17 protein-coding genes are annotated in these 14,898 nt (G+C 28.0%); 15 read left to right on the top strand and 2 right to left on the bottom strand.

The genetic code is table 11. The annotated features are described in order from the left end of the window. Nucleotides 1–23 precede the first annotated feature (23 nt). The 6 genes from BQ5450_RS00235 to BQ5450_RS00260 are packed head-to-tail and all read left to right on the top strand — an operon-like array spanning nucleotide 24 to nucleotide 6,075. Nucleotides 24–635 carry an epoxyqueuosine reductase QueH gene (locus BQ5450_RS00235; RefSeq protein ID WP_071125597.1) on the top strand — a complete coding sequence of 204 codons (612 nt, stop codon included), beginning with the start codon at nucleotides 24–26 and terminating at the stop codon, nucleotides 633–635. After that, nucleotides 632–1,816 carry a CapA family protein gene (locus BQ5450_RS00240; protein ID WP_071125598.1) on the top strand — a complete coding sequence of 395 codons (1,185 nt, stop codon included), beginning with the start codon at nucleotides 632–634 and terminating at the stop codon, nucleotides 1,814–1,816. Before BQ5450_RS00235 ends, BQ5450_RS00240 begins: the two co-directional genes overlap by 4 nt. Then, complete coding sequence (locus BQ5450_RS00245; protein WP_071125599.1) at nucleotides 1,813–2,502, top strand: tRNA1(Val) (adenine(37)-N6)-methyltransferase; 690 nt, start codon at nucleotides 1,813–1,815, stop codon at nucleotides 2,500–2,502. The genes BQ5450_RS00240 and BQ5450_RS00245 overlap by 4 nt, the downstream gene beginning before the upstream one ends. After that, nucleotides 2,499–3,293: a 16S rRNA (cytidine(1402)-2'-O)-methyltransferase gene (gene rsmI / locus BQ5450_RS00250; RefSeq protein WP_071125600.1), complete on the top strand. Its 795-nt coding sequence runs from the start codon at nucleotides 2,499–2,501 to the stop codon at nucleotides 3,291–3,293. The genes BQ5450_RS00245 and rsmI overlap by 4 nt, the downstream gene beginning before the upstream one ends. Beyond that, on the top strand, nucleotides 3,290–4,234 hold the full coding sequence (locus tag BQ5450_RS00255) for a DNA double-strand break repair nuclease NurA (RefSeq protein ID WP_071125601.1): 945 nt from the start codon (nucleotides 3,290–3,292) through the stop codon (nucleotides 4,232–4,234). The genes rsmI and BQ5450_RS00255 overlap by 4 nt, the downstream gene beginning before the upstream one ends. A gap of 8 nt (nucleotides 4,235–4,242) precedes the next feature. Continuing rightward, on the top strand, nucleotides 4,243–6,075 hold the full coding sequence (locus BQ5450_RS00260) for an ATP-binding protein (protein ID WP_071125602.1): 1,833 nt from the start codon (nucleotides 4,243–4,245) through the stop codon (nucleotides 6,073–6,075). 49 nt (nucleotides 6,076–6,124) lie between these two features. On the opposite strand, the gene BQ5450_RS00265 is transcribed toward BQ5450_RS00260, so the two are convergent. Both BQ5450_RS00265 and BQ5450_RS00270 read right to left on the bottom strand, forming a co-directional pair. Then, nucleotides 6,125–6,424, bottom strand: a complete 300-nt coding sequence (locus BQ5450_RS00265; protein ID WP_010242435.1) for a GIY-YIG nuclease family protein — start codon at nucleotides 6,422–6,424, stop codon at nucleotides 6,125–6,127. Between the two features lies 1 nt (nucleotide 6,425). Beyond that, complete coding sequence (locus BQ5450_RS00270) at nucleotides 6,426–7,031, bottom strand: RecX family transcriptional regulator (RefSeq protein ID WP_071125603.1); 606 nt, start codon at nucleotides 7,029–7,031, stop codon at nucleotides 6,426–6,428. 117 nt (nucleotides 7,032–7,148) lie between these two features. On the opposite strand from BQ5450_RS00270, the gene BQ5450_RS00275 reads away from it, so the two are divergent. The 9 genes from BQ5450_RS00275 to rpmE all read left to right on the top strand — a co-directional run bounded on the left by BQ5450_RS00275 (nucleotide 7,149) and on the right by rpmE (nucleotide 14,885). Further along, nucleotides 7,149–7,589, top strand: a complete 441-nt coding sequence (locus BQ5450_RS00275; RefSeq protein WP_010242431.1) for an FHA domain-containing protein — start codon at nucleotides 7,149–7,151, stop codon at nucleotides 7,587–7,589. A 4-nt stretch (nucleotides 7,590–7,593) separates the two neighbouring features. Continuing rightward, nucleotides 7,594–8,862, top strand: a complete 1,269-nt coding sequence (locus tag BQ5450_RS00280; RefSeq protein ID WP_071125604.1) for an FtsW/RodA/SpoVE family cell cycle protein — start codon at nucleotides 7,594–7,596, stop codon at nucleotides 8,860–8,862. After that, on the top strand, nucleotides 8,852–10,294 hold the full coding sequence (locus BQ5450_RS00285) for a peptidoglycan D,D-transpeptidase FtsI family protein (protein WP_010242427.1): 1,443 nt from the start codon (nucleotides 8,852–8,854) through the stop codon (nucleotides 10,292–10,294). The genes BQ5450_RS00280 and BQ5450_RS00285 overlap by 11 nt, the downstream gene beginning before the upstream one ends. Nucleotides 10,295–10,298: 4 nt before the next feature. After that, nucleotides 10,299–11,000 carry a 2-C-methyl-D-erythritol 4-phosphate cytidylyltransferase gene (gene ispD / locus BQ5450_RS00290; RefSeq protein WP_010242426.1) on the top strand — a complete coding sequence of 234 codons (702 nt, stop codon included), beginning with the start codon at nucleotides 10,299–10,301 and terminating at the stop codon, nucleotides 10,998–11,000. Beyond that, the gene (gene ispF / locus BQ5450_RS00295) at nucleotides 10,997–11,473 is read left to right on the top strand and encodes a 2-C-methyl-D-erythritol 2,4-cyclodiphosphate synthase (protein ID WP_010242425.1); all 477 of its coding nucleotides are present in this window, start codon (nucleotides 10,997–10,999) and stop codon (nucleotides 11,471–11,473) included. The genes ispD and ispF overlap by 4 nt, the downstream gene beginning before the upstream one ends. Continuing rightward, nucleotides 11,474–12,127, top strand: a complete 654-nt coding sequence (fsa, locus tag BQ5450_RS00300) for a fructose-6-phosphate aldolase (protein WP_010242424.1) — start codon at nucleotides 11,474–11,476, stop codon at nucleotides 12,125–12,127. Nucleotide 12,128: 1 nt separating this feature from the next. Further along, nucleotides 12,129–13,094, top strand: a complete 966-nt coding sequence (gene glpX, locus BQ5450_RS00305; protein WP_010242423.1) for a class II fructose-bisphosphatase — start codon at nucleotides 12,129–12,131, stop codon at nucleotides 13,092–13,094. A 2-nt stretch (nucleotides 13,095–13,096) separates the two neighbouring features. Then, entirely contained in the window at nucleotides 13,097–14,533 is a 1,437-nt protein-coding gene (rho, locus tag BQ5450_RS00310; RefSeq protein WP_026038558.1) for a transcription termination factor Rho, read from the top strand. Between the two features lie 148 nt (nucleotides 14,534–14,681). Then, nucleotides 14,682–14,885, top strand: a complete 204-nt coding sequence (rpmE, locus tag BQ5450_RS00315) for a 50S ribosomal protein L31 (protein ID WP_010242421.1) — start codon at nucleotides 14,682–14,684, stop codon at nucleotides 14,883–14,885. Nucleotides 14,886–14,898 lie beyond the last annotated feature (13 nt).

A 14,898-nucleotide genomic window follows, 5' to 3' on the forward strand; every position in this document is an offset into this window, starting at 1 on the left:
AGTCTAATTTTTTAGGTGATATTTTGAATAAAATTAATTACAATTTGGAAATGGAAAAAATAATAAAAAATATTGATATAAAAGATAGACCGAAGCTCTTATTACATTCTTGTTGCGGGCCTTGTTCTTCTGCAGTTCTGGAAAGGATAAACAAATTTTTTGATATAGATGTTTTTTATTATAATCCCAATATAAATAGTGAAAGGGAATTTTATAGACGAGCTAATGAACAAATAGAACTTGTTAAGAATTTAAATTTAGATTATAAAATTTCTGTTGAAGTTGTAGAATATAATCACAATGAGTTTTTAGATTATATAAAAGGTCTTGAAAAATATAAAGAGGGTGGAGCTAGATGTTTTAAATGCTATAAAGAAAGGCTAGAAAAAACAGCAGAATATGCTTCTAAAAATAATTATGATTACTTCACTACAACTTTATCAATATCACCACATAAAGACTCGCAAATAATAAATAGAATTGGGGAATTTGTTTCTAAAGAATACAATGTAAAATATCTATTTTCAGATTTTAAAAAGAAAAATGGATTTAAAAGATCAGTGGAACTTACAGATAAATTTAATATGTATAGACAAAATTATTGCGGATGTGAATTTAGTAGGGGTGAAGATTGAAAAATTTAAAAAATATTTCTATAGCCGTATCTGTACTATTGTTGGGAGTTTTTTTGTTTGTTTTCAATGAAAATAATTTTGATTTTGAAATGAATTCAGATAAGAGTCATATTGATAAATCTAATAAAAGTGAAGAATTAAAAAATGAAATAAAAGAAAACAAATCAGAAGTAGAAATTTTTGCTATGGGAGATATGATTTTCCATCAGCCAATTGTGAAAAATTATAAAACAGAAAATTCTTTTGATTTTACTCCTATTTTTCAAAATATTTCAGAAGATATAAATGAAGCGGATATTGCCATTGCCAATTTTGAAGGTTCTGTAAATTCAAATAGAGCGCTTTCAGGATTTCCACTTTTCAATTTTCCTAAAGAGAGTATATCTTCTCTTAAAAATGTAGGATTTGATGTTTTGTCGACTGCAAACAATCACTGTCTTGACACAGGTATTGATGGATTAGCTGAAACTATATCTGTTATAAATGAAAATAATATGAAATCTTTTGGAACTTTTACTGAGGACATTGACAAAGGAATTGTTGTGGAAGAAAAAGGAATAAAAATTGGACTTATTTCTTTTACTGATACTTTAAATGGTATGGATTCTTTAATGATAGGTAAAGAATATTCTGTAAATAATTTCTCACAAGATGTAGAATCGGATATTAAAAAATTAAAAGATAAATCTGATATTGTAATAGTATATCCTCATTGGGGAAATGAATATCAACTTGTTCCAAATGAAAGGCAAATTTATTTAAAAGAAAAATTACAAGAATATGGAGCAGATATAATTTTGGGATCGCATCCTCATGTTCTTCAAAAATATGAGGTTGAAGAAAAAAATAACAAAAAATACTTTACAATTTATTCTATGGGCAATGCTCTTTCTAATCAAAGAGTTGAAAATCTGAAAAAAAGTGGCGTTGACACAGGTGCAATTGTCAAATTAATTATAGAAAAGGACAATAACACAAAAGATACAAATATAAAATCTTATGGTGTCTATCCTACTTATGTAGATAGATATAGAAAAAATGGGAAACTAAACTACGACATAATAAAACTTGAAGATGTAGTTGAAGGCGGGAAATTAAACAAAGTTACAAGACCAGAATTAAAAAATGTTGCGGATAAAAAACTTAGCGATGCTTTAAGAGTATTAAAAGGAGAAATATGAAAAAAGATATAGTTCCTGGAACTAATTATGTTATTTTTCAAAATGAAGATGAATTTAAGTATACAACTGATTCACTAATACTTTCTTCTTTTGTAAAAAGTGGAAAAAAGTCAATCGATTTAGGTTGTGGAACTGGAATTTTATCTCTTAGAGTTATAGATAGGTTTGAAAAAGTTTATTCTGTAGATATAAATAAAAATGTTATTTGTAGCTTTCAGAAGTCTATTAAAGAAAATAATCTTGAAGAAAAAATAAAAATTATTGAAGAGGATATTTTTAATCTAAAAAATATTTATGAAACTAATTGTTTTGATTCAGTTATTTTTAATCCACCCTATTATAATTACGAAAATATTAAGTTTAATACAATGTCTGCAAAACATTTTTTTGATATGGAAAAGGGACTTTATATAATTAATTATATTTTGAAAAATTCTGGAAAACTCTATTTGATTTATCCTACATATAGACTGGCAGAGATTATTTACAAAATTAATAAAAGTGGTCTTTTTGTGAAAGATATTGTAAATATACATGGAAATAAAAATAAAAAAGCAAAGTCATCTATAATTATTGCAAAAAAACAAGCAAGTTTTGGGAATGATTTTAGAGATTTTTATATAAGAGATGGAAAAAATTATACACTCGAAATGGAAAGAGTTTATAGAAATGAGGTAATACTTTGATTTATTTTTGTCCAACTCCTATTGGAAATTTAGGAGATATAACCTTAAGGACTTTAGACATTTTAAAATCTGTTGATATAATCTTCGCTGAAGATAAGAGAGTTACTATAAAACTTTTAAATCACTTTGGTATAAAAAAAGAACTTAGAACTTACCACAAATTTAACGAAGTTGAGGTGTCTCAAAAGATTATTAAAGAGATTAAAGACAAAGATATAGCAATAGTAACTGATGCAGGGATGCCTGGGATAAGTGATCCTGGAGAAGTTCTTGTAAAAAAATTGATAGAGGAAGATATTGATTTTAGAGTTCTTCCTGGCTCAAATGCAGCTCTTACTGCTTTAGTTTTATCTGGACTAGATACAGAACATTTTCTTTTTTATGGTTTTACTTCAAGCAAATCTTCTGCAAGAAAAAAAGAATTTGAAAATTTAAAAAATTTAAAATTTACTATGATTTTTTATGAAGCACCTCATAGGATAAAAGATTTTTTAAAAGATGTTTATGAAATTTTTGGAAATAGAAATATTTCTATATCAAGAGAAATTACGAAAGTTTTTGAAGAAACAATTAGGTCGAATACATCTGAGATTTTGGGAAAAGAAATAACTGAAAAAGGTGAATTTGTAATCGTATTAGAGGGGAGTAATGAAGAAGTTACTTATGATATAAAAAAACTTTTGTTAGAAGAAATTAATAAGGGAACAAAAAAGTCCCAAGCTGTAAAAGAAATTTCTAAAAAACATAATATTCCTAAAAATGAAGTTTACAAGGAGAGTTTAGATCTATGAATAATATACCTGAACTTGAAGAACAAATAAAAAGTGTAAATTTAAATTTAAAAGGTAAATATGATTTTGTATTTAAAATAAATAATTCAAATTTTAGAGAAAAATTAAATTTAAATGTTGGTAAGATTATAAAAATGAAGAAATTTGAAAAAAAAGATTTGATAAAATATAAAAAGACTGTGGGAGTAGATGGTTCTAATAATATATCTGGTGGTGCGTTCCCACATTTCATCGAGATATTTCAAGGTCTTGCCAAGTCCACAGATGGGAATGAAGTTTATAAAACAAGAGTATACACACCTACTTTAAATGAGAGATATGGTGAAAAAAATTTATCTCAAGAATTTTTGGCAAAGATAGAAATAGAAACAGCCTTGGAATATATAGATAAGTATGATCTTGACTATTTAATGATGGATGGAGGATTCATTAGATATAAAATACATTGTCTTGATTTATTTAAAGAACTTAGAGAAGTTTGTGAAGAAAAAAATATTGTTCTTTTTGGAGTAATAAAAGACATAAAGACAAATGTAATAGCTAGAAGTCTTAATTTTGATAAAAGTATTTATGATAGAGAAATTCTATTTAATAGACTTGGACTTGGAGAGGCACTTTTAATTAGAAATGAAATTAATAAAAAATATATAGAAAATGATTTGGGAGAAGGGTTCTCATCGGCTTTTATGCGAACGTCAAAATTTCCTGGAGCAATAGGTGCTGATATTCTAGATACACAAGAAAAATATTTTGAAGAAGTTTGCAGTTTAATTTATACTTTAACACCGATGTCTTCTCGTGGAGTTCCACTTTGGCTTGATATTGTAGATAAGGAAGTAAAAATAACTGATGAAATTTTGAAAATGCTTTTGGAAGAATATTTAGATAGGGATATTTATGAAAGATTTTTTATTTCTGAGAGAGATAAAAGGACTTTGTAGGAGGAAAAATGAAGGTACTTGGAGTTACAACAACTAGAGAAGTATACATTGGATCAAAAGAAAAAAATTTTAGAAATAATGAATTTTTAATAGTCGAAGATCCAGTTCAAGGGGATATTATCGGAGAAATTGTGGATTCAAAAACTTTTAATAGATTCATTCCTCTTGATATTGGTGGAGATTTTGTAGACAGTGATGTACTTACTTCACTTGGATCTATGGGTTATAATGTTGGAGATGAAACAGTTTATGTTGCAAAGCTTAGATTTTTCGAAGAACTTTTGTATCCACCTATTACGGGAAGTGATTTGAGAACGCCAGAGTTTCATGAAATAAAAAACTTTTTGATTGATACATTGCCAAATAATTCCTTAATTTTAGGGTCAATTAAAAATACAGATAATATTGCAAGTGACATGGATGATATCTACAAAAACTTGTTTCAAACTTTTGAAAATAATAAATTTTTAAAACAAAGAGAACTTCCTTATCTATTTGATTATAAGTCAATGCATCAATACCCTCATATTGGAGTTTTTGGAGGATCTGGAAGTGGAAAGTCCTTTGGACTTAGAGTCATTTTAGAAGAGCTTATGGAAATGGAAGTCCCTACCATTGTAATGGACCCTCATTATGAGATGGACTTTTCAAATAATTCAGAAATTTCAGAAAAAAATTATAATGATAAATTTAAATGTCTTGAAATAGGAATAAACACAGGCATAAAATTTCAGGAGCTTCAAAATAGAGATTTGAAAAATCTTTTGAATGCAGCGTCTCCTTTGACAGATTCAATGAAAAATGTAATTGATGTTATGTTGTCTAAAGGAGCAAGTTTTGATTCTTTTAAAAATAAATTGGAAATGCTTTTGGAAGGTCAAGAAATTGGTTCAAGAGATAAAATAATTTCAGAAATTGCATCAGAACCTGATCCATCCAAACAAAAAAAACTTGAAAAAGTTTTAGATGTCTATGATAGATATGATAAAACATGCAATTCTATGAGTGTGCGTGGAGTTTTGTGGAGACTTATTAATTTACAAAACGAAGGGATTTTTTCTCATAATATAGATGAACTTTTAGATTTATTGAAGAGAAAAAAACTTGTAGTGTTGCAAGGCTCAACTAGGATGATTAATGTATTTTCAACTTATTTACTGGCAAAATTATATTATTTAAGAAAAGAATACAGAGATGAATTAAATAGAAATAATACGAAGGTAGATTATTTTCCTCCTTTTGTAATTATAACTGATGAAGCACATAATTTTGCTCCTAAGGGTTTTGATACACCTTCAAAAAGTATTTTGAGAGAAATTTCTCAAGAGGGAAGGAAATATGGAGTATTTTTAATTCTTGCTACTCAAAGACCTACTTTACTAGATGAAACAATTACAGCTCAGTTGAATACAAAATTAATCTTTAGAACAGTAAGGGCATCTGACATCGATACTATAAAAGAAGAAACAGATCTTTCTGTTGATGAAACAAAAAGACTACCGTATTTAAGTTCAGGGGATGTGTTTGTATCATCAGCTAAAAAGGGGAGGACTTCTTTTGTCAGAATCAGAGCGGCAAACACAGTTTCACCTCATACAGAAAATCCTTTTGATGAACTTACAAGCCATGATAATAAGGAATTTGAAGAGTTTTTTATAAATATAAAAGATTTTCTGCCAATTGATACTTCTAATTTAAATTCAATTTTAATTAATTATAATAAAAAAACTGGAGAAAATTTGTCTTATGATGATATGAAAAATAAATTAGAAGAAGTTTGCAATAGAGAATATATTGAAAAAGAAGAAACTTTTTTAGGTGAAATGTATAAAATTAAATAAAAAAATAAGACTGATCCATTAGAAATTTGGATCAGTTTTTTAGTAATATTTATAAGTTTTCTTTTCTTCTTTTATAATTATCATATAAGTTTTGAAGCTTTAAAGTTTTATTTATGATTTTTATTTTTGTACTTCGTTTAAGCGTTTTTATAAAATATTCTTTTTTTAGAGCATCAGATTTGTCTTTACATTTTTCAGTAAAAACCATTTTTACAGGAAGTCTTGAAGAAGTATATTTTGATGCTTTCCCACTACTGTGAGATTTTAATCTTTTTTCTAAATCATTTGTATAGCCTGTATAAAAAGTTTTGTCGCTACATTCTAAAATATATACATAAGAATCTTTCATTTTAATACACCAAATAATTTTCAATTGCAAGATTTATAATTTCAAATTCAAAACCTCGCCCTTGAAGGTACTTTTTTGCAGAATTTATTTTTTTTAAATCCTTTTCGTCTTTTTCTATTTTTTTCTCTAAGAGATTAAGAGCATTTTCAAGCTCTAACTTATAATCGTAATCAGACATAATATCCTCTATAATATCATTTTTTATTCCCTTAGATTTAAGCATATATATTGTTTTTATTTTTCCATATTTTTTAAGATTTTGAGAATCTTTAATATATCTTGTAGCATAATCCTTGTCATTTAGATATTTTTTTTCTTTTAATATTGGAATTATTAAGTCAATAATATCTTGAGAGATTTCTTTTTTATAAAGATGATCAACTAGTTGTTTTTCTGTTTTATTTCTCTGTAAAAATTTATAAGATAAAAAAAGAGCTTGTGATTTTGCATCTTCAAATTTTAAAATTTCATAAAAATCATCTGGTACTTCTTGTCCTTTGTATAATCCAAATTTAACTAATGTGTCTTCAGAAATATATAAATCTCTAGAATTATCAAAAGTAATATGAAATTTTTTCTTTTCAAAACTAATATTTGATACAATCATTTTATCACCAAATTCATTCTAACATAAAAGTGCTATATTTATCGAGTCTAACAAAATGTGGAAAATTAATATCAAAAAGTATATAATTATATAGAGTTTAAAAGTGAGAGGTGTTATATGTTTGAATTAATCTCCCAAATATTGAGATATATATTTATAATTTTAATCTATCTTTTTATATTTAGTATTTTAAGACTTATGTATCTTGATATAAAAAACATTACAAACAGAGGGGATTCTCTTGATGATGCTTATTTAAAAGTAGTAAATAGACTTGACTCTTTGAATTTTAAGATGCAGGAATATTATGTTATAGATGATAATATGACTCTTGGAAGAAGTTCAAAAAATGATATTGTAATAAAGGATAAATTTGTTAGTAAAAATCATTTAAAAATTATTGTGAAAAACCAAGGATATTATATTGAGGACTTGGGTTCTGCAAATGGAACTTTTTTAAATGGTATGCAAGTTGATCCAAATGAATTAATTGAACTTCAAAATAATGATAAAATTGGTGTAGGTTTTATTCAATTTATATTTGTAGATAAAAGGTGAAATTGTGTTTGATGTTATTTTAAAAAATCGCAAGCCTAGAAATCTTCTTTTAATTTTTGAAATTTTAAGTATTTTACTTTTGTTTTCTTATAACAATAATAATGTAGACAGATACATAGTTATTTTATTTGTGGGCTTGATTTTAATTGTTTATATTTCCAATTTAGTTTTGGGAAAAGTTTCTTCTGGAGATAACTATATATTTTTAATAGTGTCTATGCTTCTAAGTTTAGGTATTATTACAATTTACAGGCTTTCTCCAAAACTTGGACTAAGACAACTTATTTGGGTATTGGCAGGTATATTAGTATTTTATTTAACTTATTTCGCAATAAGAGCTATGAGAAGACTTGAATATATGACAGGACTTTATTTAGGACTTTCTATTATTTTTTTTATAATTACTCTTATTTTTGCACCAGATAAATACGGATCAAAAAACTGGATTGAACTTTCTGAAGGAGTGACAATTCAGCTTTCAGAATTTACAAAAATCTTAATTATATTTTTAATTGCTTCTTTTTACACAACTTTCCAAACAAGACTTAAAAAATTAAATTATAAGCACACTTCATATTACTTAATGGCAGTAATATATATTTTTGTGGGATTTTTGTTTATACAAAGAGATCTTGGAACTGCTGTTATTTTTGTTGCAATTTATACTTTAATTCAATATGTATATGATGAAGATAGGACTTCTCTTTTAGTAAATATTGGTCTTATGTTAATAGGAGGAGTTGCAGGTTATTTTTTATTTTCACATGTTAGAAATAGAGTTGATATATGGCTTAATCCTTGGACGGCAGATAAAGTTATAAATAGTGCAAGACAAATTGTGCAGTCTCTTTTTGGGATTGGTGAAGGTGGATTTTTTGGACAAGGGATTGGTCTAGGTTATCCTAAACAAATTACACTTGCACATTCAGATGTGATTTTTTCTGCAATTTGTGAAGAAATGGGAATACTAACAGGTATAGGAATTATTATGCTTTATATGCTATTAGTGTATAGAGCGATAAAAATTGCACTAAATCAAGAATATTTATTTTATAGAATTTTAGCTCTTTCTGTTGCAATTTTATTTACAGTTCAAGTATTTTTAAATGTAGGGGGAGTAATAAAACTTATTCCTATGACAGGGCTTACACTTCCTTTTGTTTCTTATGGAGGTAGCTCAATGATTTCAAGTTTTATTGCACTTGGAATTCTTCAAGTAACAAGTGAAGATTTGTCCTATAAGTATGATAGGGGAATTGATAATGAAGAATAAAGACAATAAAAGAATTTTAGTCCTTCTGGTTTTTTTAATAATTTTGTTAGTTGCACCAATTGTATATTTAACTTATTTTACAGTTTTTAAAGCAGAGGATATAATTAACCATCCTGCTAATAGAAGAAGTGAACTTAGGGAAAATTCTGTAAAAAGAGGCACTATCTATGATAGAAATCATGAAGTTTTAGCATATTCTAATGGAGAAAAATATAATTATCACAGAATATATAACTATCCTGTTATTTATTCTCATATAATTGGATATTCTGACAAAATAGTAGATAAGTATGGACTTGAAAAAGAAATGAATAACTATTTAGTTGGAAAAGAAGGTTCAAAATTTTTAAAAACAATGAAATCTGTTGTAAATAAAAATTATGATCCATATACTGGTGATGATGTAACACTTACTACTGATACTAATTTACAGGAAAAAACTAGATTAGTATTGTCTAATAAATCTGATAAGGGATCAGTCGTCATTATGAATCCAAAAACTGGAGAAATTCTTTCTATGGTTTCTCTTCCAGATTTTAATTCACAAAATATTGCAAAAGATATGCAGTCTATTAATGAGGCAAATAATGGAGCTCTCTTTAATAGTTCAACTAAGGGGAAATTTGCTCCAGGTTCTGTTTATAAGATAATAACTACTACTGCAATTTTAGAATCAGGTATTTCACAAAAATACACTGATGAAGGTGTTGAAAAAATTGATAATGGTCGTGAATTTAGAAATGCAGGAAATAAAACCTATGGAAGAGTGGATTTAAAAAAGGCTTTTACAAATTCTCTAAACACTTATTTCGTAAGAAAATCTGTTGATATGGGCATCGATGTAATGGCTGAAGTGTCAGAGAGATATATGGTAAATAAAAAAGTTGATTTTGAGCTTCCACTTGAAACATCAACTTGGGACTATAAGAGAAATGGATTTGATAGAACTGCCCTTGGAGCAGCAGGAATTGGCCATGATACTCTTTTGGTTACACCACTTGAAATGTGCATGGTAGCATCTACAATTGCAAATGATGGTGTTATGATGCAACCGCATATTGTAAAAAGAGTTGATTCTTCTGATGGGAAAAATGTTCTTAGAAATACTCCAACTGTTTTAAGTGAAGTAACATCAAAAGAAAATGCAGACCAAATAACAAAATATATGATAAATGTAGTTAATAATGGTACTGGAACTGAAGCTTATGTATCAGGGATAAAGGTTGCAGGTAAAACTGGTACAGCTCAACTTGATCTTAAAGAAGGAACTAACAATGCTTGGTTTGTTGGATTTGCCCCAGCAGATGATCCGCAAGTTGCCATAGCTGTTGTAATTCCTAATATTAAAGATTATGGTTCACAAGCTGCGGCACCAATTGCTGGAGAGTTACTTAAGTATGCAGTTAATAATTTACAAATTGAAGAAGAGTGATTAGATGTTTAATGGTAAATTTGTAACAGCTTTTGTAGCTGCAGCTGGTATGGGCAAAAGAATGAATATGGGAATAAATAAACAGTTTCTGACTATTGATAAAGTTCCTATTCTAGCACATACAATAAAAAAAATAGAAAAATCTAAATATGTAGACTTTTTACTTCTAATTGTAAAAAAAAGTGATTTACCTTATGTTTATGATATTATTGAAAAACATAAAATAAATATAAATTATGCAATAGTATATGGTGGCAAAGAGAGGCAAGATTCTATAAATAATGGTCTTCTAAATATGCCGAAAAAAACTGATATAGTATTGACTCACGATGGAGCAAGGCCATTTGTTTCAGTAGAAAAAATTGATGAAGCCATAGAAAATGTAATGGAAACTGGGGCCTGTGTGCTTGCAAATCCCGTAAAAGATACTATTAAAGTTTCAACTGATGGAAAACTTGTCGATTACACTCCTAATAGAGATAAGTTATGGCAAGTTCAAACTCCTCAAGTTTTTAAAAAAGAAATACTAATTCATGCGTATAAACAAGCATATACTGAAGGTTATTATGGAACAGACGACTGTTCTCTTGTCGAAAAAACAGGCGTAAAAGTAAAACTTATTTATAATTCTTATGACAATATAAAAATTACAACTAGAGAAGATTTATCTATTGCAAATATACTTATTAAGAAGGTGAAAAGTTGAGAATAGGGATAGGATATGATGTCCATAAGTTAGTCGAAAATAGGAAGTTAATAATAGGTGGAGTTAATATTCCTTATGTAAAAGGTCTTTTAGGCCATTCAGATGCAGATGTATTGATTCACGCAATAATGGATTCTATATTAGGAGCTCTTGCACTTAAAGATATAGGTTACCATTTTCCAGATAGTGACAATGAATATAAAAATATTGATTCAAAAATATTATTAAAAAGAGTTTTTAAAATTATGAAAGAAAATAATTTTAAAATAGGAAATATTGATTCGGTAATTGCTTGTGAAAAACCAAAATTAGCACCATACATTGACTCAATGAGAAAAGTAATCGCAGACATTTTAAATACTGATGTAGAAAATATTTCAATAAAAGCAACAACAACAGAAAAAATGGGTTTTGTAGGAAGAGAAGAAGGAATATCTGCTGAAGCTATTTGTTTACTTGAAAGGGATGATTAGATGAAGTTTTTTATTGATACTGCTGATATTGAAGAAATTAGAGAAATTAATTCATGGGGAGTTATTTCTGGAGTAACGACAAATCCAAGTTTAATAGCAAAAAATGGCGGAATATTTGAGGATGTTATTGAAGAAATTACAAAAATTGTAGATGGAGATATTTCAGCTGAAGTTATATCAACAGATTTAGATGGAATATTAAGAGAAGCAAGGAAACTTTCCAAAATTTCGAAAAATATTGTAGTTAAAATTCCAATGATTGAAGAGGGACTAAAAGCTGTTAAAATTTTGAAAGAAGAAGGCATAAGAACTAATGTGACCCTTGTTTTTTCCCTTTCTCAAGCAATTTTAGCGGCAAATGCTGGAGCAACTTATGTCAGTCCCTTTATGGGAAGACTTGACGATATAGGTGATTCAGGAATAAAATTAGTAGAAGATATTTCTGAGGTATTTAAAAATTATAATTATGAAACAAAAATTATTGCAGCAAGTATTCGTCATATTAATCATGTAGAACTTGTTGCAAAAAGTGGTGCTGACATCGCTACTATTCCATATAGAATTTTTAAAGAAATGATAAAACATAATTTGACAGATAGTGGACTTGAAAGATTTTTAGAAGATTTTAAAAATGTAAAGACAAAGGAGATATAGTATGGACAGAAATTTGGCATTAAATTTAGCAAGAGTAACTGAAGCAGCAGCACTTTCAGCTGGAAAGTGGTTAGGAAAAGGCGACAAGAATGCAGCTGATGGTGCTGCAGTTGATGCAATGAGAAGAATGTTTGATACGGTGGACATTGACGGAACTGTTGTTATTGGAGAAGGAGAAATCGATGAAGCTCCAATGCTTTATATTGGAGAAAAAATCGGCACTAAAGTTGGAGAAGAACAAGTAGATATAGCAGTAGATCCAATTGATGGGACAAACTCGATTGCAAATGGAATGGATAATTCTATTGCAGTTTTAGCAGTAGCTCCAAAGGGATGTTTACTTAATGCTCCGGATATATATATGGACAAAATTGCTTGTGGTCCTAAAGCAAAAGGACTTATCAAATTAGATGATTCTCCTACTGAAAATATTAAAAGAGTGGCAAGGGCTTTAAATAAAAATATTGATGATATAGTTGTAGCGGTGCTTGATAGACCTAGACATGAAGAATTAATTAAAGAAATAATTTCTATTGGTGCAAGAGTTAAAAAGGTGTCTGATGGAGATGTTGTAACAGCAATAGAAACTTGTTATGAAGATTCAGGAGTTGATCTTGTAATAGGTCGTGGCGGGGCTCCTGAAGGGGTAATTGCAGCAGCAGCTTTAAAATGTTTAGGTGGAGATTTCCAAGGAAGACTTCATCCAACTGATGAAAAACAAGAACAAAGATGTAGAGATTTAGATTCTGATTTAAATAAAATTTATTCTATTGAAGATTTAGTAAAGGGAAATGAAGTTATTTTCTCTGTAACGGGGATTACTTCTGGAGAGATTCTTGAGGGGGTTAAATATTATGGAGATAATAAAGCTAAGACAGATACATTAGTACTTAGACTTCCAAGTGGAACACAAAGATTTATAAAATCTATTCATTCTTTAGATATGAAACCAGATTATGCAAAATGATTATGAGTAATAATAATGAACTTAAAAATAAATCAAAAGAAGATTTAATAAGAATTTCTAAATCTTTAGGGTTAAAAAATGCAGATAGTTATGATTTAGAAGATTTAAAACATTATATTGTTAGAGGAGAATTACCTGAAAAAAATTTGAAAGATAAACCTGTAAATAGTTTAAAAGTTTCTGAACTTAGAAAAATTGCTAAAGAATATGGAATTGAAAAATCATATAATTTAAAAAAAGATGAATTAATAGAACAAATTGAAGCACAAAGAGAAAGTGAGAAAATTAAGAATTTAGATCTTTCAAAAAATGCAGAGGAAACTCTTGAAAACATGGAGGATAAAAATTATGTAAGCGGAATATTGGAGCTTCATCAAGATGGCTATGGGTTTTTAAGGACTATTAATTATCTTCCAAGCGAAGAAGATATTTATGTATCTCCATCACAAATTAGAAAATTTAAACTTAGAAATGGCGATGAAATACTTGGAATAAAATCACCGCCAAAAGATGGTGAGAATTTTAATGCTTTGTTGTTTATAAAATCTGTCAATGGTGTTCATCCTTCAAAAATTTTAAATAGACCTTACTTTGATAACTTAACGCCAATTTATCCTAAGAAAAAAATAATTTTAGAAACAAAAAAAGAAGATATCGCTATGAGGGTTATAGATCTATTGGCACCTGTTGGTCTCGGACAAAGAGGTCTTATAGTTTCACAACCCAAATCAGGGAAAACTACTCTTCTTAAAAAAATATCAAAATCAATAAATGAAAATTATCCCAACTTACATTTAATAGTTTTATTAGTTGATGAAAGACCTGAAGAAGTTACAGATATGAAAAGATCTGTAAATGGAGAAGTAATTTATTCGACTTTTGATGAAAACCCAAAAAATCATACTAGAGTCGCCGAAATGGTAATAGATAGAGCTAAAAGGTTAGTTGAAAATAAAGAAGACGTTGTTATACTTTTGGATTCATTAACAAGATTATCAAGAGCCTATAATCTTGTAACTCCAACAAGTGGAAAGACATTGTCTGGTGGTCTTGATCCTATGTCATTACACAAGCCTAAGAGATTTTTTGGTGCTGCTAGAAATGTTGAAGAAGGCGGAAGTTTAACAATACTTGCTACGGCACTTGTTGATACAGGATCCAGAATGGATGACGTTATTTTTGAGGAATTTAAAGGTACTGGAAATATGGAACTTCATTTAAATAGGAAGCTTTCAGAAAAGAGAATTTTTCCTGCCATTGATGTTTTAAAATCAGGGACTAGGAAAGAAGAACTTATATTAACTAAAAAGGAACTCGAATTTAGTTATAATTTTAGAAATAATTTAAATGAAGAAAATATAGAAGAAGTTACTGGTAATTTCTTAGACGAAATTTCAAAATCTAAGGATAATAAAACTTTTTTGAATAAAAAATTTTGAGATAATATTCATAAGAATTTCTTTAAATGTTGAATTATAGAGAAAATTATTGTATAATATCTTAGAAAAATAAATAATTTTGTATTATAGTAAAAATTATGTTATAATATAAAAATTGAGTTATAAAATAGTTTAAGGGGGCTAAATAATGAAAAAAGGAATTCATCCAGATTATAAAGAAGCTACTGTAACTTGTGCTTGTGGAAATACTTTTAAAACAGGATCTGTTAAAGAAGATTTAAAAGTTGAAATTTGTTCAGCTTGTCATCCTTTCTTTACAGGAAAGCAAAAACTCTCTGATCATGGCGGAAGAATTGAAAAATTCAACAACAGATATAAGAGAAATAAATGACGATGAGGTTAGC

The sequence above is a fragment of the Peptoniphilus lacydonensis genome (assembly GCF_900106515.1).
GTDB classification, from domain to species: Bacteria; Bacillota; Clostridia; order Tissierellales; family Peptoniphilaceae; genus Peptoniphilus_A; species Peptoniphilus_A lacydonensis.